Source organism: Brevundimonas sp. FV1ye4L, from assembly GCF_058681255.1.
On sequence record NZ_CM178734.1, the window covers coordinates 730,742 to 756,202 of the forward strand.

The following is a 25,461-nucleotide window of genomic DNA, read 5'->3' on the forward strand; positions in this document are numbered from 1 at the left end:
CTGAATGACAACCGAAATTGAAGGCTCAAGCCGCCCTGACCGACGCCCCGGCATAGCGATCTGCGCCTATGACGCGGATCCCGGCTGGGACATGGTCGAAGATCTATCGGGAGAGGCCTGGAGCCCGCCCGGCGCCCGCACCGTCAGCATCTCCTCTGATGATCCGGCGCGTCTAGCCGCACGATTGGGCGATCATCTGAGAAATGGCGATTGCCGCGCGGTCCTGCTGGTGGGACGAGCCGCCAAGAGCAATGGTTTTCGCATGCAGATGCGGGCAGAGAACCGCGCTCTCGATCATGAAGAACGCCTGTCGCAAACCGGGCCTGGTCTGGCGCGCACGACCGCCCCTGTCGCCGATATTGTCCGCGCCATCAATGCAACCGGCATCCCTGCCGAGGCGACGTCGGAGGCCGAGGCGGATGTCGGCTCCTATCTGCTCTATCGCGTGCTGGTCGAACTGGCTGACGGTCCGCACACGCCCGCCGTCGGTTTGTTGCGCACCCCGGCCACGGCCGACGAGAACACGGTGAAGCGGGCGATCAAGGCTGCGGCCTCCGTCATGGCCGGCCAGATGGCCCTGCTGCCCCGCGCCTAACCCCGCGCGCCGAGCATCGGCTTCAACGCCAATCCCGCGATCAATCCCAGGCCGGCCAGTCCCGCCATCGCCAGGTATCCCCCCGCGCCCCAGGCGTCGTAAAGCGGACCGCTCGCCAGGGTGGCGACGCCGATCAAAACCCCCGCCGAAAGGGTGGAGTTCAGAGTTTGGGCCGCCGTCTGACTGTCGTGCGGCGCCAATCGTTCAATAAGCTCGACGCCGGCGAGATAGTTGGCGGCGAAGCTGACGGCGTGCAGGGCCTGTAACGGCCACAACGCCCATAGAGGCGGGGCTGCGGCCATGAACAGCCAACGCACCATCGCCGCCCCCGCCGCGATCATCAAAATGGGCCAGGCCCCAATGCCCCGCCGCCGTCGCCACGGCTCGAAAACCCACATCAACGCGATCTCCGCGACGACGGCGAAGGCCCACAAGATCCCGGTCAGATGCGGCTCGATCCCCTGTTCGCGCCACAGGATGGCGGAGAATCCGTAGTAGAAGGCATGCGCCGCCTGCACGGCGCCAATGGCCGCAAGCGCGGTCACCAGCACAGGATCCTTCAACAGCCGCCCCATGCCGCGAAACCGGTCCCACCCGGCCAGCGGCGGCCCGTCATGGACGGGCTCATCCGGCAGCACCCGCCAGGCCGTCACGGCAATGCCGACGCAAATAAGGGTCACCCCGACGATGACCGCCTCGCTCCCCGTCTTCCGCAGCACGAATCCCATGGCGATATTGGCGGCGACAAAGGCCGCCGAGCCGAAACCGCGCGGCACAGCAAAGGCGAAGCTTTCTCGCCGCGCCCGCCGCAGCACCAGCACATCGGTCAACGGCAAGATCGCCGCCGCCCCCGTCGCGGCGATGAACCAGCAAACCATCCACGCCAGGAAACCGTCCACCAGGCCGGCCGCGCCGTACCCCACGGCCGCGATACCCGCCAGCAGGGCGATGGGCGTCCTACGATACTTGAACCCGTCGGCCCAGACGGCGATAGCCGGCCCTGTGACCAGCCGCCCCAGCATGGGCGCGGCCAGCAGTGTCCCGATCTCCGCCCCGCTGAGCCCTTGCGCCTTCATCCACAGACCGGCGTAGGGTAGGCTGACGCCCAGCCCGCCGTACATCAAGGCGTAGTGCGACGCCGCGCGCCATTTCGAGGCGAATCCCATAGGCGCCGCCATAGCAGAACTTCCGCCCGTCTAGACCGGTTTGCTCCACGCTCATCGCAGTCTAGGGTGGGTTTATGACAGCGAGTCGCAACCTGATCATCTTCGCCGCCCTCAACGGGGCCATGGCCATAGGGCTGGGGGCCTTCGCCGCTCACGGGGCCGGGCCGCAGATCAAGACCCTGCTGTCGACCGGTGCTCATTACCAGTTGGCGCACGCCGTCTTCGCTCTGGCTTGCGCCCTTTGGACATCAGGCGGCGGCTTAGCGCGGCTCGCCGGGTGGCTCGGCGCCGCGGGCGGGCTGGTCTTCTGTCTGGCCCTGGCTCTGGTCGCTCTCCTCGGCCTGTCGGCCATGGGCGCCGTCGCACCGGTCGGCGGCCTGCTGATGATCGCCGGTTGGCTTTGCCTGGCCTTTGCGGCATTCCGTTCATAACGCTCAGTACGGCCAAGCTTGGGCCGAGTAGAAAGACCGCCACGCATGGCCTTTTCCGCGCCTCTCGAACCTCGCCGGGATCTCTATCCAGAGATCGAACCTTTTGCGTCCGGCTGGATGACGTCTGACGAAGTTCACGAAATCTACTACGAGGAGAGCGGCAACCCCCAGGGTCTTCCGGTCGTGGTTTTGCACGGCGGCCCAGGCGGCGCCGTCAATTCCGGCATGCGCCGCTTCTTCGACCCGGCCAAGTACCGGATCATCATGTTCGACCAGCGCGGCTGTGGCCAGTCGCGCCCGAACGCCTCGCTCGAGAACAACACCACCTGGACCCTGATCGAGGATATCGAACGCCTGCGCGAGCGCTGCGGCGTCGATAAATGGGTTGTGTTCGGCGGCTCATGGGGTTCGACCCTGTCCATGGCCTACGCCATCACCCACCCGGAACGCGTCCGCGCCTTGGTCCTGCGCGGCATATTCCTGCTGACCAAGAAGGAACTGCACTGGTTCTACCAGGACGGCGCCTCAATGATCTTCCCCGACGCCTGGGAAAGGTTCGTCGCCCCGATACCGGAAGCCGAGCGCGGCGATCTGATGGGCGCCTATTACAAGCGGCTGATCGGGGACAATGTCGCTGAGCGCGAGAGGTGCGCGGTCGCCTGGTCCAGTTGGGAAGGCGAAACCGTCAGCGTCGAAGGTCCGAACGCCCGACCTGACAAATTTTCGGAACCCGAGTTCGCCCTCGCCTTCGCCCGGATCGAGAACTGGTTCTTCACCAACGCCGGCTTCTTCCCCGAGGACGGCTGGCTGCTGAAAAACGTCGATCGGATGCGCCATATCCCGTGCTGGATCGCCCAGGGCCGGTTCGATGTGGTCACGCCCATCGCCAGCGCCTGGGCCCTGCATCGCGCCTGGCCCGAAGCGAAGCTGGACATCGTCGGCGACGCCGGCCACGCCTCGTCTGAACCCGGAATCGTCGACAGTCTCGTTCGCGCGACGGATTGGGCGGCGGGGCTGTAATCCTGGTTCCTTTCCGGATATCAAGACGTTCGCCAGAGCTTTGAGGCCCTGGCGAACGTTTTATTGCTGCCGTTCGACGACAGCGTCAGACGCGTGACTAGACTTTGGGACGCAGCCGGGCGTCCACGCTCCACGAGCCGGCGCCGGCCGCGAACAGATACAGGAAGATGAAACAGAACAGGATGGCCGCATCGCCCCCGTTCACCGCCGGATAGGGGCTGGAGGACGCGTGGAACATCCAGTAGGCCACCGCCATTTCACCGGCCAGGATGAAGGCGACCGGCCGGGTGAAGGCGCCGAGCACCAGCAGAGATCCGCCGACCAGTTCCAGGATGGCGCCGATCCCGAACAGCGACAGGATCTCGACCTGGCCCGGCTGGGCGCCTTCCGGGAATCCGAACAGTTTCACCACGCCGTGAGCCAGGAACAGCACGCCGGCGACGATACGCAGCACCGCGCGAAAATGCGGTGACGAGGCTTCAAGTTGGTTGAACATCTGATGGTTTCCTCCCCGATTGGGGACTGACCCGCATTAGGCGGGCTGTCCGACCGAACCGCGTTCGGCCGGACAGGTTGATCTGAAAACTCCGACCCTGTCGATCAGGCGGCGTCCACCAGCACAATCTCGGCGTCCGAGATCGCCTTGACCCTCACGACGTCCTCCTGGGCGATGGCCGCGCCGTCGCGAGCGTTCAGACGAACGCCGTTGACCTCGATCTCGCCCTTGGCCGGCACCAGATAGGCCCGCCGGTTCGATCCCAGGGCATAGTCGGCGCTGTCGCCGGCGTTCAGGGTCGCCGCTACGATCCGTGCATCGGTGCGGATCGGCAGAGCATCCGTGTCGCCTTCAAAGCCCGAGGCCAGGACCACGAACTGTCCCGAACGCTCGCCCTTGGGGAAGGGCTTGGAACCCCAGCTGGGCGCCTCGCCGCGCTTGGTCGGCTCGATCCAGATCTGGAAGATTCGGGTCAGCTCCGGCTCGGCGTTGTATTCGGCGTGGCGGATTCCGGTGCCGGCGCTCATCACCTGGACGTCGCCGGCCACGGTGCGGCCCTTGTTGCCCAGGCTGTCCTCGTGAGTGATGGCCCCGTCGCGGACATAGGTGATGATCTCCATGTCGGCGTGCGGGTGGGGCGGGAAGCCGGATCCGGCGGCGATCTCGTCGTCGTTCCAGACCCGCAGATTGCCCCAGCTCATCCGCTTGGGATCATAATAGTTGGCGAAGGAGAAGTGATGTTTGGCGTTCAGCCAGCCATGGTTGGCGCCGCCCAGCGATTCAAAAGGTCTGCGCTCGATCATCGATCTATCCTCAAGCCGGGCCGTCCCGGCGTCATTGACTTGACGTCAAGATAGAGATCGACGACCGAACAGAAATAGAAACACCTGAAACTCATCGTTTCCAACTCGGAGGCCGCCATGTCCCGCCTGCCTGACCTCGAGGCCATGGCCATCTTCGCCAAGGTTGCGGAAAGCCAGTCCTTTTCAGGGGCCGCCGACGCGCTGGCGATGTCCAAGGCGACCGTGTCCAAGGCCGTGACCCGGCTGGAGCAGCAGCTGAAGACCACCCTGCTCCACCGCACCTCGCGCCGCTTCGCCCTGACTGACGCCGGGCGCAATCTGGCGGCGCGCGCGGGCCTTATGCTGGCCGAGGCCGAGGGGGCGGTGTCGGAGGCCCTGGATATGTCGGTCACTCCGCGCGGCCTGGTGCGGCTCGCCGCCCCCATGTCCTTCGGCATGGCCTATGTCGCCCCCGCCCTGCCCGAGTTTCTGGCCACCCACCCCGACGTCTCGGTCGATCTGCATCTGTCGGACGAGGTGATCGATCTGGTCGGCGGCGGTTTCGACTGCGCCCTGCGCATCGCCGCCCTGCCCGATTCCTCTCTGACCGCCCGCCGCCTGCGCCCGGTCGAGCGGTTCCTCGTGGCCTCGCCCGACTATCTGACCCAGCGTGGACGACCGACACATCCCGACGATCTGGAGCGGCATTCCTGCCTCAGCTACGCCTATATGCCGACGCCCGACGCCTGGCGCTTCGTCAATGATGCGGGCGAAGAAGTGGTGGTGCGGCCGCGCGGGCCGCTCCGGGCCAACAACTCCGACGCCCTGACAGCGTCTCTCTGCGCCGGCCTGGGCGTCTTCCCCCAGCCGGATTTCATCTATTGGAAGGACGTCGCGGAAGGAAAGCTGGAGACGGTGATGACCGACTGGCGCCTGCCGCCCATCGCCCTGCACCTGGTCGCCCCCAGCAGCGGGCCTCGCCCCGCGCGGGTCACGGCCCTGATGGACTATCTGGCCAGGAAGTTCAGCGCGCCCCTTTGGCCTGGCGACACAGCTGGACGCTGACGCCTCAGCCGCACTTGACCTGCTGGATCACGCCCGACGCCTCGTCATAGACGAAGTTCACCCGGTTCTCCCGATAGTCCATCGTGGCGGCGCATGTCGTGCACAGGACGCGGAAGGTCTGACCGTCCGGCGCACTCGGAACCGTCGAGCGGTTGCGGCCGACATAGGCCTGATAGTCCTCGACCTTGCAGGCCTTGAAGCCGGCGGCGTCGCCCGGCGTCCTTATCACCGGTGTTTCCGTGGGCGCACACGCCGACAACGCCAGCCCGGCGGCCATCAGGGAACTCAGGATAAAGCCGGTCTTCATGGTCGTCTCTCCTTGGGTCTCAATCAGCCGCAGCGGACCTGTTCGATCACGCCGGTATCGGCATTGTAGAAGATGTTCAGCCGGTAGGCCGAGAAATCCTCAGTCACTGGGCAGGTCGTGCAGGTCACGCGCCGGTTGACGACGTCCACCGGCACAGGGATCTCGGTCCGTTGCCTGCCGACCAGATATTGCAACTCTCCGGCCTTGCAGACATCGGTCGTCTGGGCGGTCGGCATGCGGCTGCCGACCGGCGGTGTCAGTTGCGCGCGCTCCACGGTTCGGGGTGCCGGCTGCTCAGCGACGGGCGTGGAACACCCCGCCAGCAGCACCAGGGCGATCAGGCCGCCTTTTCCCAGCGTCCCTCGTCCGTCTGGCGCCAATAGGCCAGATTGGCGCCTTCCGCCTTCAGCGCCTTCCAGCGCGCTCGCGCATTCTGGAGCGCCGGCTCGTCGCGTCCGTCGAAAATGATGAAGCATCGTTCGATCCCTTCCGTCACGCCCAGTTCTGCGTCGTCGACGATGAACAGCGCCTGAGCGCCGTTCAGGTTCTCCCCCGATTCGCTCAGCAGCACAGGCTGACGATCCGCATGGGGCTGATCCGCCCGACCGTGCGGCAGGAAGCTTTCTTCGTGGAAGGTCCATAGCCGCTCGTCCACGTCGTCCAGCCGATGGGCGTGGGACGACTTGATCAAGGCGCGCCAGCCCCGCTCGAGGGTCTTCTCGAGCAGGGTCGGCAGCACCTGGTCCAGCGTCGAACGCTCCAGGTGGTAGAACCAGATTTCGGGCTTGCCGCTCATCCGGCTCTACCGTCCGGAACTCAGGCTTCGTAAGCGTCGGCCACCATGCGATCCAGCGTGCGCACGGCGAAGCCGACGCCGCCTTCCGGCACGGTGGGGCTGGGGCTCTTGTTGGCCCAGGCGGTCGGGGCGATGTCCAGGTGGGCCCACGGCACGCCGTTGGTGAAGCGTTGGAGGAACAGGGCGGCGGTGATCGAGCCGCCGGCGCGACCGTTGCCGGTGTTCTTCACATCGGCGATCTTCGAATCGATGTGCTGCTCATAGATGGCCGGTATCGGCATGCGCCAGAAATTCTCGCCCACCTTCTTCGACGCGGCCAGGATCGGATCAGCGACCTCGTCCGAGTTCGAGAAGACGCCGGCGTAGTCCAGGCCCAGGGCCACGATCATGGCGCCGGTCAGGGTGGCCAGATCGATCATGAATTTCGGCTTGAAACGCTCTTGTGTGTACCAGAGGGCGTCAGCCAGAACGAGGCGACCCTCGGCGTCGGTGTTGATTACCTCGACCGTCTGGCCCGACATCGACACGACCACGTCGCCCGGACGCTGGGCGTTGCCGTCCGGCATGTTCTCGACCAGGCCCAGCACGCCGATGGCGTTGACCTTGGCCTTGCGGCCGGCCAGGGCGATCATGGTTCCGGTCACGGCGGCCGCGCCGCCCATGTCCCACTTCATGTCTTCCATGCCGTCGGCCGGCTTGATCGAGATGCCGCCGGTGTCGAAACAGACGCCCTTGCCGACGAAGGCGATCGGCTGGCCGCCCGCTTCGCCGCCATTCCATTTCATGATGGCCAACTGGCTCTCGCGACGGCTGCCTTGGCCGACGCCCAGCAGGGTGCGCATGCCCAGCTTCTCCATCTCGGCTTCGCCCAGGATCTCGACTTCCAGGCCCAGGCTCTCCAGCGCCTTGACCCGCTTGGCGAACTCGGCCGGGTACAGGACGTTGGCGGGCTCGGACACCAGGTCGCGGGCGAAGATCACGCCGTCGGCGACAGCCGCCAGCGGCTCTAGAGCAGCCTCGGCGGCGCGAAGATCAGAGGTCACGACCCGGATCGCAGTGATCGACGGGATCTTGTCCGCCTTCTGGGTGGTCCGATACTTGTCGAACCGGTAGGCGGCCAGACGAGCGGCGAAGCCGACGCGAGCGGCCTGTTCCGGCGTCAGGTTCGAGGCGTCGATAGTCAGGACCTCGGCGCCCGACAGTTTCACGGCCGCATAGGCGTTGCCGCCAAAGGCTTCGACCGCCAGGTCGTCGATCTTGTCAGCCGGTCCGGCGCCGACCAGCAGGATGGTGTCGGCGCTGACGCCTGACGGGGCGGCGACGCTCAGCGTCTGGCCGGACTTGCCGACGAAACGGCCCTTGCTCATCGCCCGGGTAAGGGCGCCGCCGGACTTGGCGTCCAGCTCCGTACCAGAGCCCGCCAGGGTCCGGTCCTCATGGACCGGTACGGCGAGAATTTCAGCAGCGTCTACGGCAGCGACGAATTCGATCTTCATTCACAAACTCCAGCCAGGCCCCACCCGGCGTCTACAACGGAAGAAAAAGACAAATGGCGCGTCTGCTTGTCGCGGACGCGCCCTCCTGTGCTACTAGATGCGCCTCATTATCGCCGCCTGCAACCGGGCGAAGTCCTTCCGCCCATGACCCTGATTCAAAGATACCTTTTTCGCCAGATTTCGCTGCCTGTGGTTGCGGCCTGCGCCTCGCTGGCGGGGATCGGAATCCTGAGCCAGAGTCTGGACCAACTGGAGGTCATCGTTGAGCGCGGCCAGAGCGTGTGGGTGATGGTCAAGCTGACCCTGCTCGCCCTGCCACAGCTGCTGGCGGTCATCCTGCCGATCGGTCTTTTCGTCGGGGTTCTGATCGCCCTGACCCGGATGCAACGCGAGCAGGAACTGACGGCGGCCTTCGCAGGCGGCATGACGCGGTGGCAGGTGATTGCCCCGGCGGCGCGCCTGGCCATGCTGGTGCTGATCCTCAACCTCTTCATGACCCTGTTCGCCCAGCCCTGGGCCCAGCGGGAGGCCCGCAACCAGGCCTTCGCCATCCGCACCGACCTGGCGGCGCTGCTTGTCGAGGAGGGCCAGTTCGTCCAGGGACCGGACGGTCTGACGGTCTATGTCCAGCAGATCGAGCAGAACGGCCTGCTGAAGAACATGTTCGTCTATCTGGACGACGGCAAATCGACCCAGAACTGGAGTGCGGCCGAGGCGCGGTTCGGCCGTGACGCCGCTGACGAGCCGGTCCTGACCATGATCGACGGCTCATGGCAAAAATACTCGTCGCGGGGCGTGCTGGAGACCCTGTCCTTTGACCGCTACGACTTCCCCCTGGGTCAGTTCTCCGCCGTCACCGAGCAGATTCGCTACAAGCCCGCCGACCTCTATCTGCGTCAGCTGCTGAACCCGACGCCCCGCGTGCTCGAGACCGCTGGCTCACGCGACGAACTGCTGGCCGAGGCGCACGCCCGGATCTCGGCGCCCCTTTACGCCCTTGTCGCCGTCGCCCTGGCCCTTGCCGCCGTCATGGGCGGGTCCTTCAGTCGCACCGGCTATTCGCTCCGCATCGCCAAGGCCGCCGGCGTCTTCCTGCTGGTCCGGGTGATCGGCTATGGCTTGGTCGCGGCCAGCGCCTGGGATCCCTGGATGAACATCCTCCAATATCTGGCGCCCCTGGTCGCCGTCGCCCTTGCCGCCCGATTGCTGTTCCGCGCCCTGAAGCCTCAAAGACACCGCGAACACCCCGTCATCGACCGGATGCGGGCTCAGTTCCGCGCGAGGTTCGCATGAGCCTGGCCCTGCCGTCCCTGACCTCTCTCAATCCGCCCCGCCTGGGCCGGATTGAACGCTATGTCCTGGTCCAGCAGCTTCGGTCCCTCGGGGTCGCCCTCGCGGTGATCGGGGCCCTGGTCATGCTGATCGATTTCGTCGAGGTGTCGCGCGGCGTGGGTTCAGATCAGAACCTGTCGGCCGTACGTATTCTGGGCTTGGTGGCGCTGAAGTCGCCGTCGGTCATCGTGCAACTGCTGCCATTCGTCTTCCTGTTCGGCACCCTGACCGCCTACATCGGTCTCAATCGCCGCAGCGAGCTGATCGCCATGCGGGCGGCCGGAGTGTCGGCCTGGCGCTTCGTTCTTCCCGCCGCAGGCATGGCCTTGGTGCTGGGCATCCTGACGGTCACCATACTCGGCCCCCTCGCCTCGGCCGGCGACGGCCTGTGGCAGCGAGAGCGCGCGCGCATTTCCGGCGCCGCTCTAGACACCGGTTCGGACGCCGCAATCTGGCTGCGCGAGGGCGATGATCAGCGCCAGATGATCATCCGCGCCGGACGTCAGGACCGGGCCAACGCCCGGCTGCTGGATGTCACCTTCTTCATCTACATGACGGACGCCTCGGGCAATCGCGACTTCGCCGAGCGGATCGACGCCCAGTCCGCCGCCCTCAGCGCCGGCCGCTGGCGGCTGACCAATGCGGTTGGCGCCAGCATCGGCCAGCGCGCCGTGACCTATTCCAGCCTCGACCTGATCTCCAGTCTGGCCGACGAAGAGGCGTTCGAGCGGTTCGCCCGCCCACAGTCCACGCCCTTCTGGTCGCTGCCAAACCAGATCGAGCGAATCGAGAACGCCGGCTTCGCCTCGACCGCCTACCAACTGCGGTTCCAGCAACTTCTCGCCACGCCCCTGGTCTTTGCCGCCATGTCGATTCTAGCGGCCGCTTTTTCCCTACGCCTGATGCGACTGGGCGACCTTGCCAAGATGAGCGTCGCGGCCGTGGTGCTGGGCTTCGCCTTCTTCTTCCTGAATCAGTTTTCTTCCGCCATGGGCTCGGCAGAGGTGGTTCCGCCGGTCGTGGCGGCCTGGCTGCCGCCCATATTGACGGGCCTCGCCGCCTTCACCTTGCTGTTCTATACCGAAGACGGCTAAGCGAGCGCCTCGCTCAAGACAGACGGATGCTTCATGCAGGGTGATCGCGATCAGCGTTCGAAGGCCTTCCGGGCGCGGCTTCTGGCCGGCGCGGCGCTGTTCATCTGTGTCCCCTCCGGCGCGGCCCTGGCCCAAACGGCTCCCGTCACGGCACAAGACGGGCTGGACAAGGGCGCCGTCTATGTCGACGCCGCCACGGCCGGCCGCTCCGGCGACGTCATCACGGCTCGAAGCGACGGCGGCGACCGCGTCTACTTGCGCACCGAGGGCAATGTCCTGCGCGGTGATGACCTGGCCTACGACCTGTCCAGCGGCGCGGCCTCCATCAGCGGCCGGGTCGAGGCGATTTCCGCCGACGGCACGGTCGTCTACGGCAGTCATCTGGAAACCGACCGCGAACTGAAGGCGGCGGTCGCCGTCGATTTTGCGACGCGGCTGGAGAATGGCTCCAGCCTGATGGCGGCGACGGCGGTCAGGCGCAGCGAGAACGTCAACGAGCTGAACTACGCCATATTCACCCCCTGCCCGATCTGCGACGCCGACGGCCCAAGGACGCCCAGCGTCTCGATCCAGGCTGAAAAAGTGGTTCAGGACGAGGCCCTGCGCGCCGTCATCTATCGCAACGCCATTTTCCGCGTCGGCGGCGTGCCGGTCTTCTACACCCCCTTCTTCGCCCATCCCGACCCGACAGTGGAGCGGGCCTCGGGTCTGCTGGTGCCGATCATCAACTATGACGAGGGTCGTGGCGTCTCGGTCGAACAACCCTATCTGCACGTGGTCTCTCCGTCGGAAGACTGGCTGATCAGCCCCCAGATCAACAGTTCGGTCGCCCCCCTGCTGAACCTGCAATGGCGCCGCCGGTTCGCCAACGGGTCCATCGTCGCGCGCGGCGGCTACACCTACGAGCGAAATTTTGGCGACTTCGACCTGGACGGCGACGGCGACTACGAGAGCAATGTCCGCTTCGGCGACGAGGAGCACCGCTCCTATCTGCTGTCCAACGGCGACTTCGATCCCCAGGGCCCGTGGCGGTTCGGCTTCACCGCCGAACGCACCTCGGACAAGACCCTGTTCGACCGCTACGACATTCGCGATCCCTATCAGGACAACGGCCTCTATTACGGCGATCGTCGCCGCCTGATCAGCCAGATCTACGCCGAGCGCCAGACCGACCGCTCCTATGTGTCGGTCGCCGCCTTCTCGATCCAGAGCCTCCGCCTGGACCCCGCCTTCGAGGACAACGACTTCCGCGACCCCGCGGGCTTCAAGGTCTTTGAGAACGACGACACCCTGCCCCTGGTCGCGCCCCTGGTCGACGCGCGCTGGGAACCCGCCGGCCCCGTTTTCGGCGGGCGTCTGCGGATCAAGGGTTCCGCCGTATCCCTGTACCGCGACAGTTTCGTCGGCGCCCCGGTCCTGAATCCCGATATCGTGCCGGCCGACACGACCGGCCTCGCCGGCGTCGACAGCCGCCGCGTGACGGCTCAGGCGGAATGGCGCCGCGTCTTCATCACCGGCCGGGGCCTGCGGATCGAGCCCTTTATCGACACGCGCATCGACCTCTATTCCCAATCCGATCTTCCGCCGATGCTGGGCGTGGAAAGCGACGAGAGCCTCAGCCGGACCCGCGCCAGCGCCGGTGTGGACATCAGCTATCCGCTGATCCGCCGCACCCAGCGCGCGGACATCATCCTGGAGCCGGTCGCCCAGGTGTCGATCTCCAACAAGGCCGACATCGACCCCCGTATTCCCAACGAGGATTCGCAGGTCATCGAGCTCGACGAATCCTCGCTGTTCCGCATGGACCGCTTCTCAGGCTACGACCTAGTCGAAGGGGGCTCGCGGATCACAGCGGGAGGGCGGGCGACGATTCGCTGGTCGGAGGGCCGCAGCGCCAGTCTGTTCGTCGGGCGCAGCTACCGCGCTGACGACGAAGACGCCTTCCGCACCACGATCCCCGACAGCACGACCGGCCGGCTTTACGATCCGACCGGCCTGGCCTCGTCGGCCTCGGACTGGGTCGTTCAGGGCAGTTTTTCGCCGTCTGACCGTATCCGCAGCTGGGCTCACGCCACCATCGACGGCTCAGGCGGAATTCGCCGGGCCGAGGCGGCGCTCGACGGGCGCTGGGGCCGTCGCAACCTGGCGGAGGTCAGCTATATCGTCGACAGCTCCAATCCTTTGTCCGGCGACCTGAACCGAAACTACGAATTCATTCAGCTGGCGGCGCAACAGTTCGTCTATGGCGACTGGGGCATCGCCGTCGCCGGCATCGCCGACCTGGAAACCAATATCATCACGCGCCAGGAAATCGGCCTCCTGTTCGACGACGACTGCTTCCGTGTCGAGTTCGGCTATCGCCGCAACAATACCCGCGTTCGGGCCAGCGGCCCCTCCGACGGGATCTATGTGCGCCTAAACCTCGCCACTTTCGGAGGTTCAGGTTATGGACAGGGCGAGATGCGTTGAGCATGACGCTTTACGGGGCGCGACCGCCTGCCGGCCTGGCAGATGGACCGCTGTGAGGAATCAGGACGACCAATGGGTTTGATGCGTTATTCGACGGGGGCTGCGCTCGCGGCGGTCCTCCTCGCCGGTTCGGCCCAGGGTCAGACGGCGTCCGCTCCGGCCGCTCAGCAGGCGCCTGCCGCTGGGGCGCCCAATCCTGCGGCCGGCGACGGCCCCGCCGCCGCGCGCCCTGCGCCCCAGTTCGAAATGGCCGACGGCATCGTCGCCACGGTGAATGACAAGATCATCACCGGCTTCGACCTGCGCCAGCAGATGCTGATGCTTATCGCCTCGTCCCAGGTCCAGCCGACCGAACAGAACCTGCCCGCGATCCAGCAGGCCGCCTTGAACCGCCTGATCGAACAGCGCCTGAAGGCGCAGGAGATCACCAAGTTCGAGACGCTCAGGATCACCGATCAGGAAGTCGACGAGGAAATCGCCCAGATGGCCCGTCAGGCTGGGGTCGCCCCCGCCGCCTATCTGGAGTTCCTCGAGCAGGGGGGCATCCAGCCCAACGCCTTCCGCGAGAGTCTGCGCACCGAGATCGGCTGGGGTCAGCTGGTGCCGGGTCGCTTCAACAGCCGCGCCCGCCCCAGCACGCTCCAGGTCGATCAGGAGGTCCGTCGCCTTAACGACGCGGCGGCCCAGCCCCAGTATTTGATCGGTGAGATCTACATCGAGGCCTCCCGCGTCGGCGGCCAGGAAGCCGCCATGAACGGCGCCCGCCAACTGGTGCAGCAGATCATCCAGGGCGCACCCTTCCAGGCCGTGGCCCAGCAATTCTCGGCGGCGCCCTCGGCCTCGGCCCGCGTTCCCGGCGACGCCGGCTGGGTGGTCAAGGGCACGGTCCAGCCGGCGCTCCAGAGCATCTTCGACCAGCTCCAGCCCGGCCAACTGTCCAACCCGGTCCCGGTCGATGGCGGGGTCTACATCATCTATATGCGCGACAAGCGCGACGGCGCCGCGACCAGTCTGGTGTCGCTGAAACAGCTGATGGTCGAACTGCCCGAAGCCGCCTCGGAAGCCGACCTCGCCGCCGCCACTCGAACCCTGGAAGCCATGCGTCATGGTCTGAACTGCGACAACATCCTGTCCCAGTCGCGCGCGACGGCCGGCGTCATTGGCGCCGACCTCGGCGAATCCGACGTCGCGGATCTGGCCCCCCAGTTCCAGCAGTTCGCTCGCACCGGCGAGATCGGCTCGGTCTCCACGCCGATCCGCACCCCGCTGGGCCTGCACCTGGTCGCCGTCTGCGGCCGTCGCGTCGGCGGCCCCGAGGCCCCGAATCGTCAACAGGTCGAAGGCCGCCTGCGGTCCCAGAACCTGGCCGTGCTCGAGCGCCGCTACCTGCGCGACCTGCGCAACGACGCGCTCATCGAGTTCAAATGATCCGGCCTCTGGTCCTGACGCTGGGCGAACCCGCCGGCGTCGGGCCGGAGATCGTGGCCGCCGCCTGGCGGGCGCTCAACACCGAACCCCTGGCCTTCGCCGTCATCGGCGACGCCGCGCTGCTGCGGGACCAGGGTGTTCCGGTCATCGAGATCAACAGCCCCGCTGACGCCCTTGACCGATTCGCGCGGGCCCTGCCGGTCATCCACCGACCGCTGCCTGCCCCGGTCGTGGTCGGAACCCCCGACCCCGCCAACGCCTCCGCCGTCGCCGACGGCATCGAGGAGGCGGTCAGCTTCGTCCTGTCCGGCGAGGCGTCCGGCGTCGTCACCGCCCCCATCGCCAAGGCGCCCATGTACGCCTCGGGCTTCCGCTTCCCCGGCCACACCGAATTCATCGCCGAACTGACCGCCGACGCCCCCTACGCCGGCACGCGCGGCCCGGTCATGATGCTGACCGCCCGCGACCTGCGCGCTTGCCTGGTCACCATCCACGTCGCCCTGGACCAGGTGCCGGAACTGGTTACGGCCGAGCGCGTCGCCCGCACCGCCCGCGTCGTCCACGAAAGCCTGAAGCGCGACTTCGCCATTGCCCGCCCGCGCCTGGCCATGGCCGCGCTGAACCCGCACGCGGGCGAAGGCGGCGCCCTGGGACTTCAGGAAATCGATATCCTGATCCCGGTCGCCCGACAGCTGCGCGCCGAGGGGATCGACATCACCGATCCAAAACCCGCCGATACGATGTTCCATGACGACGCCCGCGCGACCTATGACGCGGCGATCTGCATGTACCACGACCAGGCCCTGATCCCGGTCAAGACCCTGGACTTCTGGGGCGGCGTGAACGTGTCCCTGGGCCTGCCCGTCATCCGCACCTCGCCCGACCACGGCACCGGTTTCGACATCGCCGGCAAGGGGATTGCGCGCCCCGACAGCCTGATCGCCGCCGTTCGTCTGGCATCGGAGATGGCGGCGGCCCGCGCCGCGCGCTAACAGGGCGTGTGACCGACCTTCCCTCCCTCCGCGAAACCCTCGACGCCCACGGCCTGTCGGCGAAAAAGAGCTTCGGCCAGCATTTCCTGCTGGACCTCAATGTGACGCGCAAGATCGTCCGCCTGGCCGGCCCATTCGAGGGCCGCGCCGTGATCGAGGTCGGCCCCGGCCCCGGCGGCCTGACCCGCGCCCTGCTGGAATCCGACGCCGGCCCCGTGGTCCTGGTCGAAAAGGATCCGCGCTTCGTCCCCCTGCTGACCGAGCTGGACGACGGCTCCGGCCGCCTGACCATCGTCGAGGCCGACGCCCTGAAGGTGAAGGAGGCCGATCTGGTCTCCGGCCCGACCCATCTGGTCTCCAACCTGCCCTACAACGTCGGCACGCCCCTGCTGATCAAATGGCTGACCGGCCCCTGGCTGCCCCACAGCCTGACCCTGATGTTCCAGAAGGAAGTCGCCGAGCGCGTCGCCGCCGGGCCAGGCGAGGACGCCTATGGCCGTCTGGCGGTCATTTCCCAGGCTGTCTGCACCGCCCGCATCGTCATGCACCTGCCCGCCGCCGCCTTCACCCCGCCGCCCAAGGTGGCCTCGGCCGTGGTCCATCTGGTCCCGCTGGACGAACGCCCGTCGCCCGAACGCCTGAAAAAGCTGGAACGCGTCACCGCCGCCACCTTCGGCCAGCGCCGCAAGATGCTCCGCTCCAGCCTGAAACAGCTCGGCGGCGCCGCCCTGTGCGAGGCCGCCGGCATCGAGCCGGATGTCCGGGCGGAAACGGTGGATGTTGCAGGCTTCCTCAGATTGGCGGACGCACTGCCATGACCGTCGAACCCTTCCGCGCCATCACCGTCAGCCGCCTGGCGCACCAACTGAAGTCCGAAGGTCGATCGATCATTCACATGGAGTTCGGCCAGCCCTCGACCGGCGCGCCAGCCGCCGCCATCGTCCGCGCGCACCAGGTGCTGGACGCCGACGCCATGGGCTATTGGGAAAGCCCCGACCTGCGCGCCCGTATTGCTCGCCTGTACCAGGATCGATACGGCGTGACGGTCGATCCCGCCAATATCCTGCTGACCTGCGGCGCCTCGCCCGCCCTGGTCCTGGCCCTCAGCGCCCGATTCAAGCCCGGCGACCGCATCGCCCTGGCCCGCCCCGGCTATGTCGCCTACCGCAACAGCCTGCGCGCCCTGCATCTGGAGCCGGTCGAGATCGCCTGCGGCCCCGAGACCCGGTTCCAGCTGACCGCCGCCCAGCTCGAGGCGCTCGACCCCGCACCCGCCGGCGTCATCATCGCCAGCCCCGCCAATCCGACCGGCACCATCATCCCCGAGGACGAACTCGCCGCCATCGCCGAGGTTTGCCGCGCGCGAAACATCGCCATCCTGTCGGACGAGATCTACCACGGCCTGTCCTACGTCGGCCCGACCCCGTCCATGCTCCAGTTCGCCCCCGACGCCATGGTGATCAACAGCTTCTCCAAATACTGGAGCATGGCCGGCTGGCGCCTGGGCTGGCTGCTGGTCCCTGACGTTCTGGTGGACGCCGCCCGCGCCTATATCGGCAACATGTTCCTGACCCCGCCCAGCCTCAGCCAGCACGCCGGCCTGGTCGCCATGGACGCGATCGACGAACTCGAGGGTCATATCCAGACCTACGCCCGCAACCGCGACCTGATGCTGGCGGCGCTCCCCGCCCTCGGTTTGAGAAAGATCGCTCCGCCCGACGGAGCCTTCTACATCTGGGCCGACATCGGGCATCTGACGAACGACAGCGTGGCCTTCTGCGAACAACTCCTGCGCGATACCGGTGTGGCCACCGCGCCCGGCGTCGACTTCGATCCCGTCGACGGCCATCGCTTCATCCGCATCAGCTTCGCCGTCTCCACGCCCGAGGTCGAGGCGGCTCTGACGCGACTCACGCCCTGGTTCGCGGCGCGAACGCCGCTCTGACCGCCTCTGCAAATCCGCCGATTCGGCAATCGTGGTGCGTACCTAAGCAATCGCCCCTAGATAGAAATTTACCCTCTGGAACCCCTGTTGTGGGATAAGGGGTGCAGTTGAGTAGCGCTGAAGACGACATCGCGTGGGACGCCCCCGCCTGGCGCGATGTCGTCACCGCCCTCAGCCGAAGACGACACCGCGGCGGCCTTGTCCCCCCTCCGCCGGCCGCGGTGTCGTTGTTCTTCTCAGATCGATTGGCCCAGGCCGCGTCTATATCAGACCGGCTCTCGCAGCAGGGCGGCCTTGTAGTCCCCGACCCACAGGTTGCGGAAACGACGCGACCGCTCAGCGTGATAGATGTGCGCCAGTTCGGCGTAGGACCGGTCGAAATCCTCGTTGACGATCACATAGTCAAAGGCGTCGCAGTGTTCGATCTCGCCCTTGGCGTTGGCGACGCGGCGCTCGATGACGTCGTCCGAATCCTGCGACCGCGTGATCAGGCGACGACGCAGCTCTTCCAGGCTGGGCGGCAGGATGAACACCCGCACCGCATCCTCGGGGCATTTCTCGGCCACGTCGCGCGCGCCCTGCCAGTCGATGTCGAACAGGACGTCGCGTCCCTCGGCCAGGGCGCGGTCCACGGGGCCGCGCGGGCTGCCGTACAGATTGCCGTGCACATCGGCCCATTCCAGGAAGGCGTCGGCGTCGATCAGCTTCTGGAATCGCTCGCGATCGACGAAATTATAGTCGCGCCCATCGACCTCGCCCGGCCGGATGCCGCGCGTCGTCATCGAGACCGACAGCTCCAGCCCGCCGTGATCCGCCATCAGCCGGCGGCACAGCGACGTCTTGCCTGCGCCCGATGGGCTGGCGACGATCAGGAGGACTCCCCGACGGGGCGAGCGTTCATTCGACATTCTGGACCTGTTCACGCAACTGTTCGATGACGGCCTTGAGCTCCAGGCCGATTCCGGTGAGCGCGGTCGTAGCCGATTTCGAACAGAGGGTGTTGGCCTCGCGCATGAATTCCTGACTTAAAAAGTCCAGCTTCCGCCCCGCCGGCGGCGCCGCCATCAACTGACGCGCCGCGCCCACATGGGCCGTCAACCGGTCCAGCTCCTCGCGCACATCGGCCTTGGCCGCCAGGGCCGCCGCTTCCAGGAATATCCGATCCTCCAGACCCGGCGCATCGGGCGCCAATTCGGCCATGCGGCGGCTGAACCGGTCGCGTATGGCCTCGACCTGGGCCTGGGCCTCCCCCTCGGCCGAGGCGACAAGGGTTTCGATACGGCTGATGAAGTCCTGCAGCAGAGGCGCCAGTTGGGCGCCCTCGGCATGGCGAGATCCCTTCAGGGCGTCCAGCGCCGCCTCCACCGTCCGCGCCATCGCGATCTCCAGCGCCGCGCGCGCCTCGGGATCCTCGACGTCTTCCGGCGTCTCGATGACGCCCCGCAGGGCCAGCAGGCCGTCGGCGGAGGGCGGCGTCGCCCCGTCCTCGGCCAGTTCATTGGCCAGGGTCAGATAGCGGGCCAGCACCGCCGCATTGATCGTGACCGCCGCCTCACCGCCCTCGACCCGCTTGGCGTGGACCCCGAGGGTGATCTGGCCGCGCGCGAACCGCGCCTGCCCGGCCGTCTTGGCCGCCCGATCCAGGGCGTCGAATCCGTTCGGCCCTCGAAACCGGACCTCCAGATTGCGACCGTTGACCGAGCGCGCCTCGACCGACCAGGTCCAGCCGTGACCGGCGCCCTCGGCCCGACCGAAGCCGGTCATTCCTGAAATCAGGCTCATCTCAGACCTTGGCTCGCGCCCGCAGGCAGGGTGATGGTGGCCTGGTCAGAGGGCGCCGTCATCGGCGTAGCGCTGGCGTCCGGCGCGGCCGGAGCCGGCGCTTCCGGCGGCAGCCCCGCCTTCTGGCGCTCGATCTGACGCCAGCGCGCGACATTGCGCAGATGCTCTTCATAGGTGGCGGCGAAGGCGTGGCCGCCCGATCCGTCGGCGACGAAGAACAGGGCCTGGTCCGCCGGCGGGTTCAGCACCGCCGCCAGGGCCTCCTTGCCCGGATTGGCGATCGGCGTCGGCGGCAGGCCGTCGATCTGATAGGTGTTCCAGGCCGTCTCGCGTTGCAATTCGGACCGGCGAATGCCGCGCCCCAGGGGCCGCCCCTGGGTTAGGCCATAGACGATGGTCGGATCACTCTCCAGCCGCATCCCCTGCCGCAGCCGATTGGAAAACACTGCCGCCACGCGCGGACGCTCGGCCGCCAGACCGGTTTCTTTCTCGACGATGGAGGCCAGGATCACCGCCTCCTCGGGATTGCGCACCACGGTTCCCGGACCCCGCTGGGCCCACAGCAGCCGCAGGTTCTCATTGGCCGCGCGCTGCATCCGGTCGATCACCGACTGCCGCGTGTCGCCGCGTGCGATCTCATAGGTGTCGGGCCACAGGCTTCCCTCTTCGGGCGTCACCGCGACCGTCCCCGTCAGCACCGACTCCTTGGCCAGGATGTCCAGCGCCTGAACCGAGGACCAGCCCTCCGGCAGGGTCACGAAATGGCGCACCACCCGCCCCTCGACCAGCAGGTTCAGCACCCCCGCCAGCGAGGTTCCCGACGGCACCTCATACTCCCCGGCCCGCAGCTTGCGGTCCGCTCCGGTAAAGGTCGCCGCCGCCTTGAACAGGTCGGTCGAGCGGATCACCCCCGCCGCCTTCAGCTGGGCGGCGATGGCCGAGACCCCCGAGCCGCTGGCCAGGGTCACGACCGTCTGGTCCCCCTGACGCGCCCCCGGCCCCGGGCCGTAATAGACGCCCCAGACAATGGCCAGGGCGGCGATCAGGAACAGGCTGAACGTCGCCGAGGCGGTCAGCAAGGTCACCGTCAGACCCGACCGTCCCCGCCCCTTTTCAACCCGCCCCCGTCCGAACATGTCAGTCGACCTTCTTGAAGATCACCGAGGCGTTGGTGCCCCCGAAGCCGAAACTATTGGACATGGCGACATCGATCTTCATCGGCTTGGCCTTGTTCGGGACCAGGTCGATCGGCGTCTCCATCTCCGGGTCGTCCAGATTGATCGTCGGCGGCGCCACCTGATCCCGGATCGCCAGGACGCAGAAGGCCGCCTCGATGGCCCCAGCCGCGCCCAGCAGGTGGCCCGTCATCGACTTGGTGGAGCTGACGGCCAGGTTCTTGGCGTGATCGCCGACCAGACCCTCGATCCCCTTCAGCTCGATCCAGTCGGCCATGGTGGAGGTGCCGTGGGCGTTGACGTAATCCAGGTCCGACGGCTCCATGCCTGCCCGCTTCAACGCCATCTTCATGGCCCGCACCCCGCCCTCGCCGTCTTCGGACGGGGCGGTGATGTGGTGGGCGTCGCCGCTCATGCCGTAGCCGACGACCTCGGCGTAGATCTTAGCCCCGCGCGCCTTGGCGTGCTCGTATTCCTCCAGCACCAGAATCCCGGCGCCCTCGCCCATGACGAAACCGGCGTGGCCACGGTCGTAAGGCCGCGACGCTTTCTCCGGCGTGTCGTTATAGGCGGTGCACAGGGCCTTGCAGGCCAGGAAGCCGGCGATGCCGATCGGCACGACCGAGCTTTCCGCCCCGCCCGCCACCATGACGTCGGCGTCGTCCAGGGCGATCATCCGGGCCGCGTCGCCGATGGCGTGGGCGCCGGTGGCGCAGGCGGTCACCGCCGCATGGTTCGGGCCCTTCAGACCATGGCGGATCGAGATCTGCCCGCCCGCCAGATTGATCAGGGCGCTGGGGATGAAGAAGGGGCTGACGCGGCGCACCCCCTGTTCCTTCAGCACAATGGCCGTCTCAGCTATGACGCCCAGGCCGCCGATGCCGGAGCCGACCATGACCCCGGTGCGCTCCTTGTCCTCGTCCGTCTCGGGCTTCCAGTTGGCGTCGTGCAGCGCCTCGTCCGCCGCCGCTATGGCGTACAGGATGAAGTCGTCGACGCGCTTCCTGTCCTTGACGGACATGATCTTCTCGGGGTCGAAATCGCCCTCGCCGCCGCCGCCGCGTCCATCAACGCTCGGCACTTCGCCGGCGATGGTGCAGCCATAGCCCGTGGTGTCGAACGAGGTGATCGGACCGATGCCCGACCGCCCCTCGACGATACCCTTCCAGCTCTTGTCGACACCCCAGCCAAGGGGGGTCAGCAGACCGATGCCCGTAACGACGACGCGGCGCATGGTGCGTGCTCCTAAAACTCCAATCCCGGCCCAAGGAATCACTGCGGATTCGCAAGGGTCAGAAACAGTAAAGGCCGCCGGGCGTCTCCGCTAGGAGCGCCGGGCGGCCCTGTGAACCGTCAGCCTTTCGGCCGCCAGTCGGGGGCTGGGATCAGCCGGCCGACTTTTCGTCGATGAACTTGACCGCATCGCCGACCGTCTGGATGTGCTCGGCGGCGTCATCCGGGATCTCGATGTCGAATTCTTCTTCGAAGGCCATCACCAGCTCGACGTTGTCGAGCGAGTCGGCGCCCAGGTCGTCGATGAAGCTGGCTTTTTCCGTGACCTTGTCCGGATCGGCGTCCAGGTGGTCGATGACGATCTTGCGAACGCGCTCGAGGGTGTCGGACATGAGTGTCTCTCTGCCTGTTTAAAATCGCCGTAGAGGCGGGGTAACTTCGAAATCGCCGTCTCACGGCAGCGAAGGCGACGCAAGCCCGAAAGCCCGAACCGCCGTTGCATCCAGCCCTTTAGCACAGGCTTTCGGGCAAGAAATAGTCTGTTGAATTTCGTGATCGCGATCAGATCATCGCCATGCCGCCGTTCACGTGCAGCGTCTGGCCCGTGACATAGGCCGCTTCATTCGACGACAGATAGACGGCGGCGGCCGCAATCTCGTCGCCCGTGCCCAACCGACCGGCCGGAATCCGGCCCAGAATGGTCTCGCGCTGCTGCTCGTTCAGCACATCGGTCATCGGCGAGGCGATGAAGCCCGGTGCGATACAGTTCACCGTAATGCCGCGCGACCCGACCTCCTGCGCCAGCGACTTGGAGAAGCCGATCATCCCGGCCTTGGACGCCGAATAATTGGTCTGGCCCGGATTGCCGGTCACGCCGACGACCGAGGTCACGCCGATGATTCGGCCCGAACGCCGCTTCATCATCCCCTTCACCGCCGCGCGGGTCAGGCGGAAATAGCTCTCCAGATTGATCTGGATGACCGACTGGAAGTCCTCGTCCTTCATCCGCATCAACAGGCCGTCCTTGGTGATGCCCGCATTGGCCACCAGAATGTCCAGCGGCGCGCCCGCCGCCGCCTCGGCCGCCGCGACCAGATTATCGACCGACTCGGGATCCGACAGGTTCGCCGTCGCGAAATGCGCCCGCTCCCCCAGCTCCTTGGCCAGATCCGCCAGCACCGCCTCGCGCGTGCCCGACAGCACCACGGTCGCGCCCTTGGCGTGCAGCGCCCGCGCCACCGCCCCGCCGATCCCGCCCGTCGCGCCAGTCACCAGCGCGGTCTTGCCTGCAAGATTGAACATCTGTTCCCTCTATTCCTTCCGTCATCCTCGGGCTTGACCCGAAGATCAGGCGCCGTGCGGCGCCGATGTTTATGATGGCGCTCAGACGCCGAAGTGCGGACGGTCCGATCCTCGGGTCAAGCCCGAGGATGACGACCTGGGTGGCCTCACAACGCCTTCGCGAAGGCTTCCAGCTCTTCCGGCGTATTTAGCGGCAGACACTCGGCCTCCGGCGCGATCCGCTTGGCCATGCCGGTCAGCACCTTGCCCGAGCCGATCTCGACGAAGCGGGTGACCCCACCTTCGGTCGCCATCCACTCCATGCTCTCGCGCCAGCGCACCCGGCCGGTCACCTGTTCGACCAGCAGTCGGCGAATGACTTCCGGATCGCTCTCCGGCCGCGCCAGCACATTGGCCACCACGGGAACCGCCGGCGCCAGAATGGTCGTCGACGCCAGCGCCGCCGCCATCTCGTCTGCCGCCGGCTGCATCAGCGGGCAGTGGAAGGGCGCCGAGACGTTCAGCGGGATCGCCCGCGCGCCCAGTTCCTTGGCCTTCTCGATGGCCCGGTCCACGGCGGCCTTCTCGCCCGAAATGACGATGTTCCCGGCGTTGTTGTCATTGGCGACCACGCAGACGCCCAGTTCGGCGCCCGCCGCCGCCGCCGCCTCGGCCAGGGCCAGATCGGTCTTGGGTCCGATCAGCGAGGCCATCGCCCCCTGCCCCACCGGGACCGCGCGCTGCATGGCCTGGCCCCGCAGCTTCAGCAGCCGCGCCGTATCCGACAGCGAAATCGCCCCCGCCGCCGCCAGGGCCGAATATTCGCCCAGCGAGTGACCGGCCACATAGGCCGCCGTCGCGACATCGAAACCGAACTCGACCTTCAACGCCCGGATCGCCGCCATGGACACCGCCATCAGGGCGGGCTGGGCATTCTCGGTCAGGGTCAGCTGGTCCTCCTGACCTTCGCGCATCAGCACCGACAGCTTCTGGCCCAGGGCTTCGTCCACCTCGGCGAAGACCTCGCGGGCGGAGGCGAAGGCGTCGGCCAGTTGCGCGCCCATGCCGACGGCTTGGCTGCCCTGTCCCGGAAACAGAAGTGCGAGGGTCATCGACCGCTCCCTGAATCATTGATCAAGAGCGCGGACCCCTAAGGCCTGACTTCCGTCAGGGCAAGCGGCGGCGCATTCGGCGCCCTACTCCGCCCGTCGCGCCGAGACCTTGATCTGGACATCGATCATCTTCGAGACCCAGTCCCCGGACGCGTCGGTCTCCGTCCCCAGGTTCAGCGCCGTCCGGTCCAGCTCCAACCGCCCCTGCACCGTGGCGATCCCGCCGGTCTCGCGGAAGCTGAAGGGCAGGACGACGCGCAGGCTCGTGGCCTTGATCCTCAGCGTGCCCCTCGCCTCATACCGATCCCCGCCCAGGGCGCGGAAACCTGACGTCTCGAACCGGGCGGTCGGATACTGCTCGGGATCGAACCATTCAGCCCCCTGCAATGAGCCCTCCTGGGTCGCATCGCCCGTTCGAGCCGAGGCCGTCTGAACCGTGATCACCGCCTTCGAGCCCGCCAGATCGGCCGGGTCGAACCGGACCTGACCGTCCCACCGTTCGAACCGGCCCTTGAAGGCCGCGCCCGACTGGGTTCCGCCGAAAGCGATGCTGGAGGCGTGGCGATCAATGGTCCAGGCGCCGGCCTTCACGGGTTGGGACGTCGTCTCCTCCTCGACCGGTTCAGGCGCCGTGATTTCCGGCGCAGCGGCGATCTCGGGCGCGGACGTCGAGGCTGGAACGGACGCCTCCGTCCGAACCGGCTTCAACTCAGCTCTTGCATAGGGCCGCGCCGCCACCGCCCCGGCCATGGCCACGACCGCAATCAGGGCCACGCCCACGCCCCGCTCGACCCAGGGCGAAGACGGCGGGGAAACCCGCGTCTCATGCCCCGCCTTCAGAAAAGGAACCATGTGGGCCAGCACACCGTCGCGGTCGACGAACTGATGCTTCAGCGCCGCCCCGACGTGCAGGACCACCAGGACGACTGCGCCCCAGGCCATGGCCGCATGGGCCCCCATGGCCTGGAAGGCCAATGCCCGCCGCGCGCCCGCCGCCAGTTCGGCCACGCCCGGCAGATGCGGGATCGGAAACAGGCCGAACCAGTTGGTCGCCACCTCCAGAGCCCGGTCCTGCGCCACGGCCCAGCCGGCCGAGACATACAGCCACCCCGTCAGCGGCAGGGCCAGCATCAGGGCGTAGAAGGCCACATGGGTCGTATTGGCGGCGAAGGCCTCCCACCGCTTCATCCCGCCCGGCAGGGCCGGCGGCCGATGCGTCAGCCGCCAGACGATCCGCACCACAGTCAGGGCCAGGATCAGGAAACCGATCGACTTGTGGATTTGAAACACCCGATAGGCCAGGGCTTGGCTGCCCGGCTGTTCGATGGCGTCGGTCATCCACCACCCCATCGGGATCATCGACAGGATACAGACGGCGACAGCCCAGTGCAGGGCGATCGCGACGGCGGAATAGCGGTTGGGCGCGGTCATGAGCGCCAGATAGACCCAGCGCATATGTTTTAG

26 protein-coding genes are annotated in these 25,461 nt (G+C 67.0%); 11 read left to right on the forward strand and 15 right to left on the reverse strand.

Annotated elements, in window-relative coordinates; genetic code table 11:
- Window positions 1-4 precede the first annotated feature (4 nt).
- Complete coding sequence (locus ACW17X_RS03420; protein WP_492099665.1) at window positions 5-595, forward strand: C15 family peptidase; 591 nt, start codon at window positions 5-7, stop codon at window positions 593-595.
- On the opposite strand, the gene ACW17X_RS03425 is transcribed toward ACW17X_RS03420, so the two are convergent.
- Complete coding sequence (locus tag ACW17X_RS03425; RefSeq protein ID WP_492099666.1) at window positions 592-1,761, reverse strand: MFS transporter; 1,170 nt, start codon at window positions 1,759-1,761, stop codon at window positions 592-594. The genes ACW17X_RS03420 and ACW17X_RS03425 overlap by 4 nt on opposite strands.
- A 74-nt stretch (window positions 1,762-1,835) precedes the next feature.
- On the opposite strand from ACW17X_RS03425, the gene ACW17X_RS03430 reads away from it, so the two are divergent.
- Together ACW17X_RS03430 and pip are read left to right on the forward strand one after the other, a co-directional pair.
- Window positions 1,836-2,192, forward strand: a complete 357-nt coding sequence (locus tag ACW17X_RS03430; protein WP_492099667.1) for a DUF423 domain-containing protein — start codon at window positions 1,836-1,838, stop codon at window positions 2,190-2,192.
- 45 nt (window positions 2,193-2,237) lie between these two features.
- Window positions 2,238-3,212 (forward strand): prolyl aminopeptidase, encoded by a 975-nt coding sequence (pip, locus tag ACW17X_RS03435; protein WP_492099668.1) that lies wholly within the window; start codon window positions 2,238-2,240, stop codon window positions 3,210-3,212.
- A 97-nt stretch (window positions 3,213-3,309) separates the two neighbouring features.
- Here the strand turns inward: pip and ACW17X_RS03440 are convergent, their stop codons facing one another.
- Together ACW17X_RS03440 and ACW17X_RS03445 are read right to left on the reverse strand one after the other, a co-directional pair.
- The gene (locus tag ACW17X_RS03440; protein ID WP_492099669.1) at window positions 3,310-3,708 is read right to left on the reverse strand and encodes a DoxX family protein; all 399 of its coding nucleotides are present in this window, start codon (window positions 3,706-3,708) and stop codon (window positions 3,310-3,312) included.
- 104 nt (window positions 3,709-3,812) lie between these two features.
- Complete coding sequence (locus ACW17X_RS03445) at window positions 3,813-4,511, reverse strand: pirin family protein (RefSeq protein WP_492099670.1); 699 nt, start codon at window positions 4,509-4,511, stop codon at window positions 3,813-3,815.
- Between the two features lie 117 nt (window positions 4,512-4,628).
- On the opposite strand from ACW17X_RS03445, the gene ACW17X_RS03450 reads away from it, so the two are divergent.
- On the forward strand, window positions 4,629-5,555 hold the full coding sequence (locus tag ACW17X_RS03450) for a LysR family transcriptional regulator (protein ID WP_492099671.1): 927 nt from the start codon (window positions 4,629-4,631) through the stop codon (window positions 5,553-5,555).
- Window positions 5,556-5,559: 4 nt separating this feature from the next.
- Here the strand turns inward: ACW17X_RS03450 and ACW17X_RS03455 are convergent, their stop codons facing one another.
- The 4 genes from ACW17X_RS03455 to ACW17X_RS03470 are packed head-to-tail and all read right to left on the reverse strand — an operon-like array spanning window position 5,560 to window position 8,154.
- On the reverse strand, window positions 5,560-5,862 hold the full coding sequence (locus ACW17X_RS03455) for a hemolysin (RefSeq protein ID WP_492099672.1): 303 nt from the start codon (window positions 5,860-5,862) through the stop codon (window positions 5,560-5,562).
- A 23-nt stretch (window positions 5,863-5,885) separates the two neighbouring features.
- A complete protein-coding gene (locus ACW17X_RS03460; RefSeq protein ID WP_492099673.1) occupies window positions 5,886-6,191 on the reverse strand; it encodes a hypothetical protein in 306 nt (101 codons plus the stop codon).
- 8 nt (window positions 6,192-6,199) lie between these two features.
- The gene (locus tag ACW17X_RS03465) at window positions 6,200-6,658 is read right to left on the reverse strand and encodes a DNA polymerase III subunit chi (RefSeq protein WP_492099674.1); all 459 of its coding nucleotides are present in this window, start codon (window positions 6,656-6,658) and stop codon (window positions 6,200-6,202) included.
- Between the two features lie 20 nt (window positions 6,659-6,678).
- Window positions 6,679-8,154 (reverse strand): leucyl aminopeptidase, encoded by a 1,476-nt coding sequence (locus ACW17X_RS03470; protein WP_492099675.1) that lies wholly within the window; start codon window positions 8,152-8,154, stop codon window positions 6,679-6,681.
- A 144-nt stretch (window positions 8,155-8,298) separates the two neighbouring features.
- On the opposite strand from ACW17X_RS03470, the gene ACW17X_RS03475 reads away from it, so the two are divergent.
- From ACW17X_RS03475 to ACW17X_RS03505, 7 genes are all read left to right on the forward strand, one after another.
- A complete protein-coding gene (locus ACW17X_RS03475; RefSeq protein ID WP_492099676.1) occupies window positions 8,299-9,447 on the forward strand; it encodes an LptF/LptG family permease in 1,149 nt (382 codons plus the stop codon).
- Entirely contained in the window at window positions 9,444-10,580 is a 1,137-nt protein-coding gene (gene lptG, locus ACW17X_RS03480; RefSeq protein WP_492099677.1) for an LPS export ABC transporter permease LptG, read from the forward strand. The genes ACW17X_RS03475 and lptG overlap by 4 nt, the downstream gene beginning before the upstream one ends.
- Before the next feature lie 33 nt (window positions 10,581-10,613).
- The gene (locus ACW17X_RS03485; protein WP_492099678.1) at window positions 10,614-13,049 is read left to right on the forward strand and encodes an LPS-assembly protein LptD; all 2,436 of its coding nucleotides are present in this window, start codon (window positions 10,614-10,616) and stop codon (window positions 13,047-13,049) included.
- Between the two features lie 72 nt (window positions 13,050-13,121).
- The gene (locus tag ACW17X_RS03490) at window positions 13,122-14,477 is read left to right on the forward strand and encodes a peptidylprolyl isomerase (RefSeq protein ID WP_492099679.1); all 1,356 of its coding nucleotides are present in this window, start codon (window positions 13,122-13,124) and stop codon (window positions 14,475-14,477) included.
- On the forward strand, window positions 14,474-15,469 hold the full coding sequence (gene pdxA, locus ACW17X_RS03495) for a 4-hydroxythreonine-4-phosphate dehydrogenase PdxA (protein ID WP_492086961.1): 996 nt from the start codon (window positions 14,474-14,476) through the stop codon (window positions 15,467-15,469). Before ACW17X_RS03490 ends, pdxA begins: the two co-directional genes overlap by 4 nt.
- A gap of 8 nt (window positions 15,470-15,477) precedes the next feature.
- Window positions 15,478-16,287 carry a 16S rRNA (adenine(1518)-N(6)/adenine(1519)-N(6))-dimethyltransferase RsmA gene (gene rsmA, locus ACW17X_RS03500; protein ID WP_492099680.1) on the forward strand — a complete coding sequence of 270 codons (810 nt, stop codon included), beginning with the start codon at window positions 15,478-15,480 and terminating at the stop codon, window positions 16,285-16,287.
- Window positions 16,284-17,414 carry a pyridoxal phosphate-dependent aminotransferase gene (locus ACW17X_RS03505; protein WP_492099681.1) on the forward strand — a complete coding sequence of 377 codons (1,131 nt, stop codon included), beginning with the start codon at window positions 16,284-16,286 and terminating at the stop codon, window positions 17,412-17,414. The genes rsmA and ACW17X_RS03505 overlap by 4 nt, the downstream gene beginning before the upstream one ends.
- 266 nt (window positions 17,415-17,680) lie before the next feature.
- Here ACW17X_RS03505 and gmk read toward each other — a convergent pair whose 3' ends face one another.
- The 8 genes from gmk to ACW17X_RS03545 all read right to left on the reverse strand — a co-directional run bounded on the left by gmk (window position 17,681) and on the right by ACW17X_RS03545 (window position 25,452).
- A complete protein-coding gene (gene gmk / locus ACW17X_RS03510; protein ID WP_271166112.1) occupies window positions 17,681-18,322 on the reverse strand; it encodes a guanylate kinase in 642 nt (213 codons plus the stop codon).
- The gene (locus tag ACW17X_RS03515; protein WP_492099682.1) at window positions 18,312-19,196 is read right to left on the reverse strand and encodes a YicC/YloC family endoribonuclease; all 885 of its coding nucleotides are present in this window, start codon (window positions 19,194-19,196) and stop codon (window positions 18,312-18,314) included. The genes gmk and ACW17X_RS03515 overlap by 11 nt, the downstream gene beginning before the upstream one ends.
- Window positions 19,193-20,332 (reverse strand): endolytic transglycosylase MltG, encoded by a 1,140-nt coding sequence (mltG, locus tag ACW17X_RS03520; RefSeq protein WP_492099683.1) that lies wholly within the window; start codon window positions 20,330-20,332, stop codon window positions 19,193-19,195. Before mltG ends, ACW17X_RS03515 begins: the two co-directional genes overlap by 4 nt.
- Before the next feature lies 1 nt (window position 20,333).
- Window positions 20,334-21,605: a beta-ketoacyl-ACP synthase II gene (fabF, locus tag ACW17X_RS03525; RefSeq protein ID WP_267513214.1), complete on the reverse strand. Its 1,272-nt coding sequence runs from the start codon at window positions 21,603-21,605 to the stop codon at window positions 20,334-20,336.
- A gap of 151 nt (window positions 21,606-21,756) precedes the next feature.
- On the reverse strand, window positions 21,757-21,996 hold the full coding sequence (locus ACW17X_RS03530) for an acyl carrier protein (RefSeq protein WP_008264317.1): 240 nt from the start codon (window positions 21,994-21,996) through the stop codon (window positions 21,757-21,759).
- 169 nt (window positions 21,997-22,165) lie between these two features.
- Window positions 22,166-22,906, reverse strand: coding sequence for a 3-oxoacyl-[acyl-carrier-protein] reductase (gene fabG, locus ACW17X_RS03535; protein ID WP_492099684.1), 741 nt, complete (start codon window positions 22,904-22,906; stop codon window positions 22,166-22,168).
- A gap of 146 nt (window positions 22,907-23,052) precedes the next feature.
- Complete coding sequence (gene fabD / locus ACW17X_RS03540) at window positions 23,053-23,997, reverse strand: ACP S-malonyltransferase (RefSeq protein ID WP_492099685.1); 945 nt, start codon at window positions 23,995-23,997, stop codon at window positions 23,053-23,055.
- An 84-nt stretch (window positions 23,998-24,081) separates the two neighbouring features.
- Entirely contained in the window at window positions 24,082-25,452 is a 1,371-nt protein-coding gene (locus tag ACW17X_RS03545; protein WP_492099686.1) for a cytochrome b/b6 domain-containing protein, read from the reverse strand.
- Between the last annotated feature and the right edge of the window lie 9 nt (window positions 25,453-25,461).

Excerpts from the sequence above, each read along its gene's own strand:
- ACW17X_RS03420 (WP_492099665.1), top strand. The coding sequence starts at position 5 with ATGACAACCGAAATTGAAGGCTCAAGCCGCCCTGACCGACGCCCCGGC.
- ACW17X_RS03425 (WP_492099666.1), bottom strand. The coding sequence starts at position 1,761 with ATGGGATTCGCCTCGAAATGGCGCGCGGCGTCGCACTACGCCTTGATG.
- ACW17X_RS03430 (WP_492099667.1), top strand. The coding sequence starts at position 1,836 with ATGACAGCGAGTCGCAACCTGATCATCTTCGCCGCCCTCAACGGGGCC.
- pip (WP_492099668.1), top strand. The coding sequence starts at position 2,238 with ATGGCCTTTTCCGCGCCTCTCGAACCTCGCCGGGATCTCTATCCAGAG.
- ACW17X_RS03440 (WP_492099669.1), bottom strand. The coding sequence starts at position 3,708 with ATGTTCAACCAACTTGAAGCCTCGTCACCGCATTTTCGCGCGGTGCTG.
- ACW17X_RS03445 (WP_492099670.1), bottom strand. The coding sequence starts at position 4,511 with ATGATCGAGCGCAGACCTTTTGAATCGCTGGGCGGCGCCAACCATGGC.
- ACW17X_RS03450 (WP_492099671.1), top strand. The coding sequence starts at position 4,629 with ATGTCCCGCCTGCCTGACCTCGAGGCCATGGCCATCTTCGCCAAGGTT.
- ACW17X_RS03455 (WP_492099672.1), bottom strand. The coding sequence starts at position 5,862 with ATGAAGACCGGCTTTATCCTGAGTTCCCTGATGGCCGCCGGGCTGGCG.
- ACW17X_RS03465 (WP_492099674.1), bottom strand. The coding sequence starts at position 6,658 with ATGAGCGGCAAGCCCGAAATCTGGTTCTACCACCTGGAGCGTTCGACG.
- ACW17X_RS03470 (WP_492099675.1), bottom strand. The coding sequence starts at position 8,154 with ATGAAGATCGAATTCGTCGCTGCCGTAGACGCTGCTGAAATTCTCGCC.
- ACW17X_RS03475 (WP_492099676.1), top strand. The coding sequence starts at position 8,299 with ATGACCCTGATTCAAAGATACCTTTTTCGCCAGATTTCGCTGCCTGTG.
- lptG (WP_492099677.1), top strand. The coding sequence starts at position 9,444 with ATGAGCCTGGCCCTGCCGTCCCTGACCTCTCTCAATCCGCCCCGCCTG.
- ACW17X_RS03485 (WP_492099678.1), top strand. The coding sequence starts at position 10,614 with ATGCAGGGTGATCGCGATCAGCGTTCGAAGGCCTTCCGGGCGCGGCTT.
- ACW17X_RS03490 (WP_492099679.1), top strand. The coding sequence starts at position 13,122 with ATGGGTTTGATGCGTTATTCGACGGGGGCTGCGCTCGCGGCGGTCCTC.
- pdxA (WP_492086961.1), top strand. The coding sequence starts at position 14,474 with ATGATCCGGCCTCTGGTCCTGACGCTGGGCGAACCCGCCGGCGTCGGG.
- ACW17X_RS03505 (WP_492099681.1), top strand. The coding sequence starts at position 16,284 with ATGACCGTCGAACCCTTCCGCGCCATCACCGTCAGCCGCCTGGCGCAC.
- gmk (WP_271166112.1), bottom strand. The coding sequence starts at position 18,322 with ATGTCGAATGAACGCTCGCCCCGTCGGGGAGTCCTCCTGATCGTCGCC.
- ACW17X_RS03515 (WP_492099682.1), bottom strand. The coding sequence starts at position 19,196 with ATGAGCCTGATTTCAGGAATGACCGGCTTCGGTCGGGCCGAGGGCGCC.
- mltG (WP_492099683.1), bottom strand. The coding sequence starts at position 20,332 with ATGTTCGGACGGGGGCGGGTTGAAAAGGGGCGGGGACGGTCGGGTCTG.
- fabF (WP_267513214.1), bottom strand. The coding sequence starts at position 21,605 with ATGCGCCGCGTCGTCGTTACGGGCATCGGTCTGCTGACCCCCCTTGGC.
- ACW17X_RS03530 (WP_008264317.1), bottom strand. The coding sequence starts at position 21,996 with ATGTCCGACACCCTCGAGCGCGTTCGCAAGATCGTCATCGACCACCTG.
- fabG (WP_492099684.1), bottom strand. The coding sequence starts at position 22,906 with ATGTTCAATCTTGCAGGCAAGACCGCGCTGGTGACTGGCGCGACGGGC.
- fabD (WP_492099685.1), bottom strand. The coding sequence starts at position 23,997 with ATGACCCTCGCACTTCTGTTTCCGGGACAGGGCAGCCAAGCCGTCGGC.
- ACW17X_RS03545 (WP_492099686.1), bottom strand. The coding sequence starts at position 25,452 with ATGCGCTGGGTCTATCTGGCGCTCATGACCGCGCCCAACCGCTATTCC.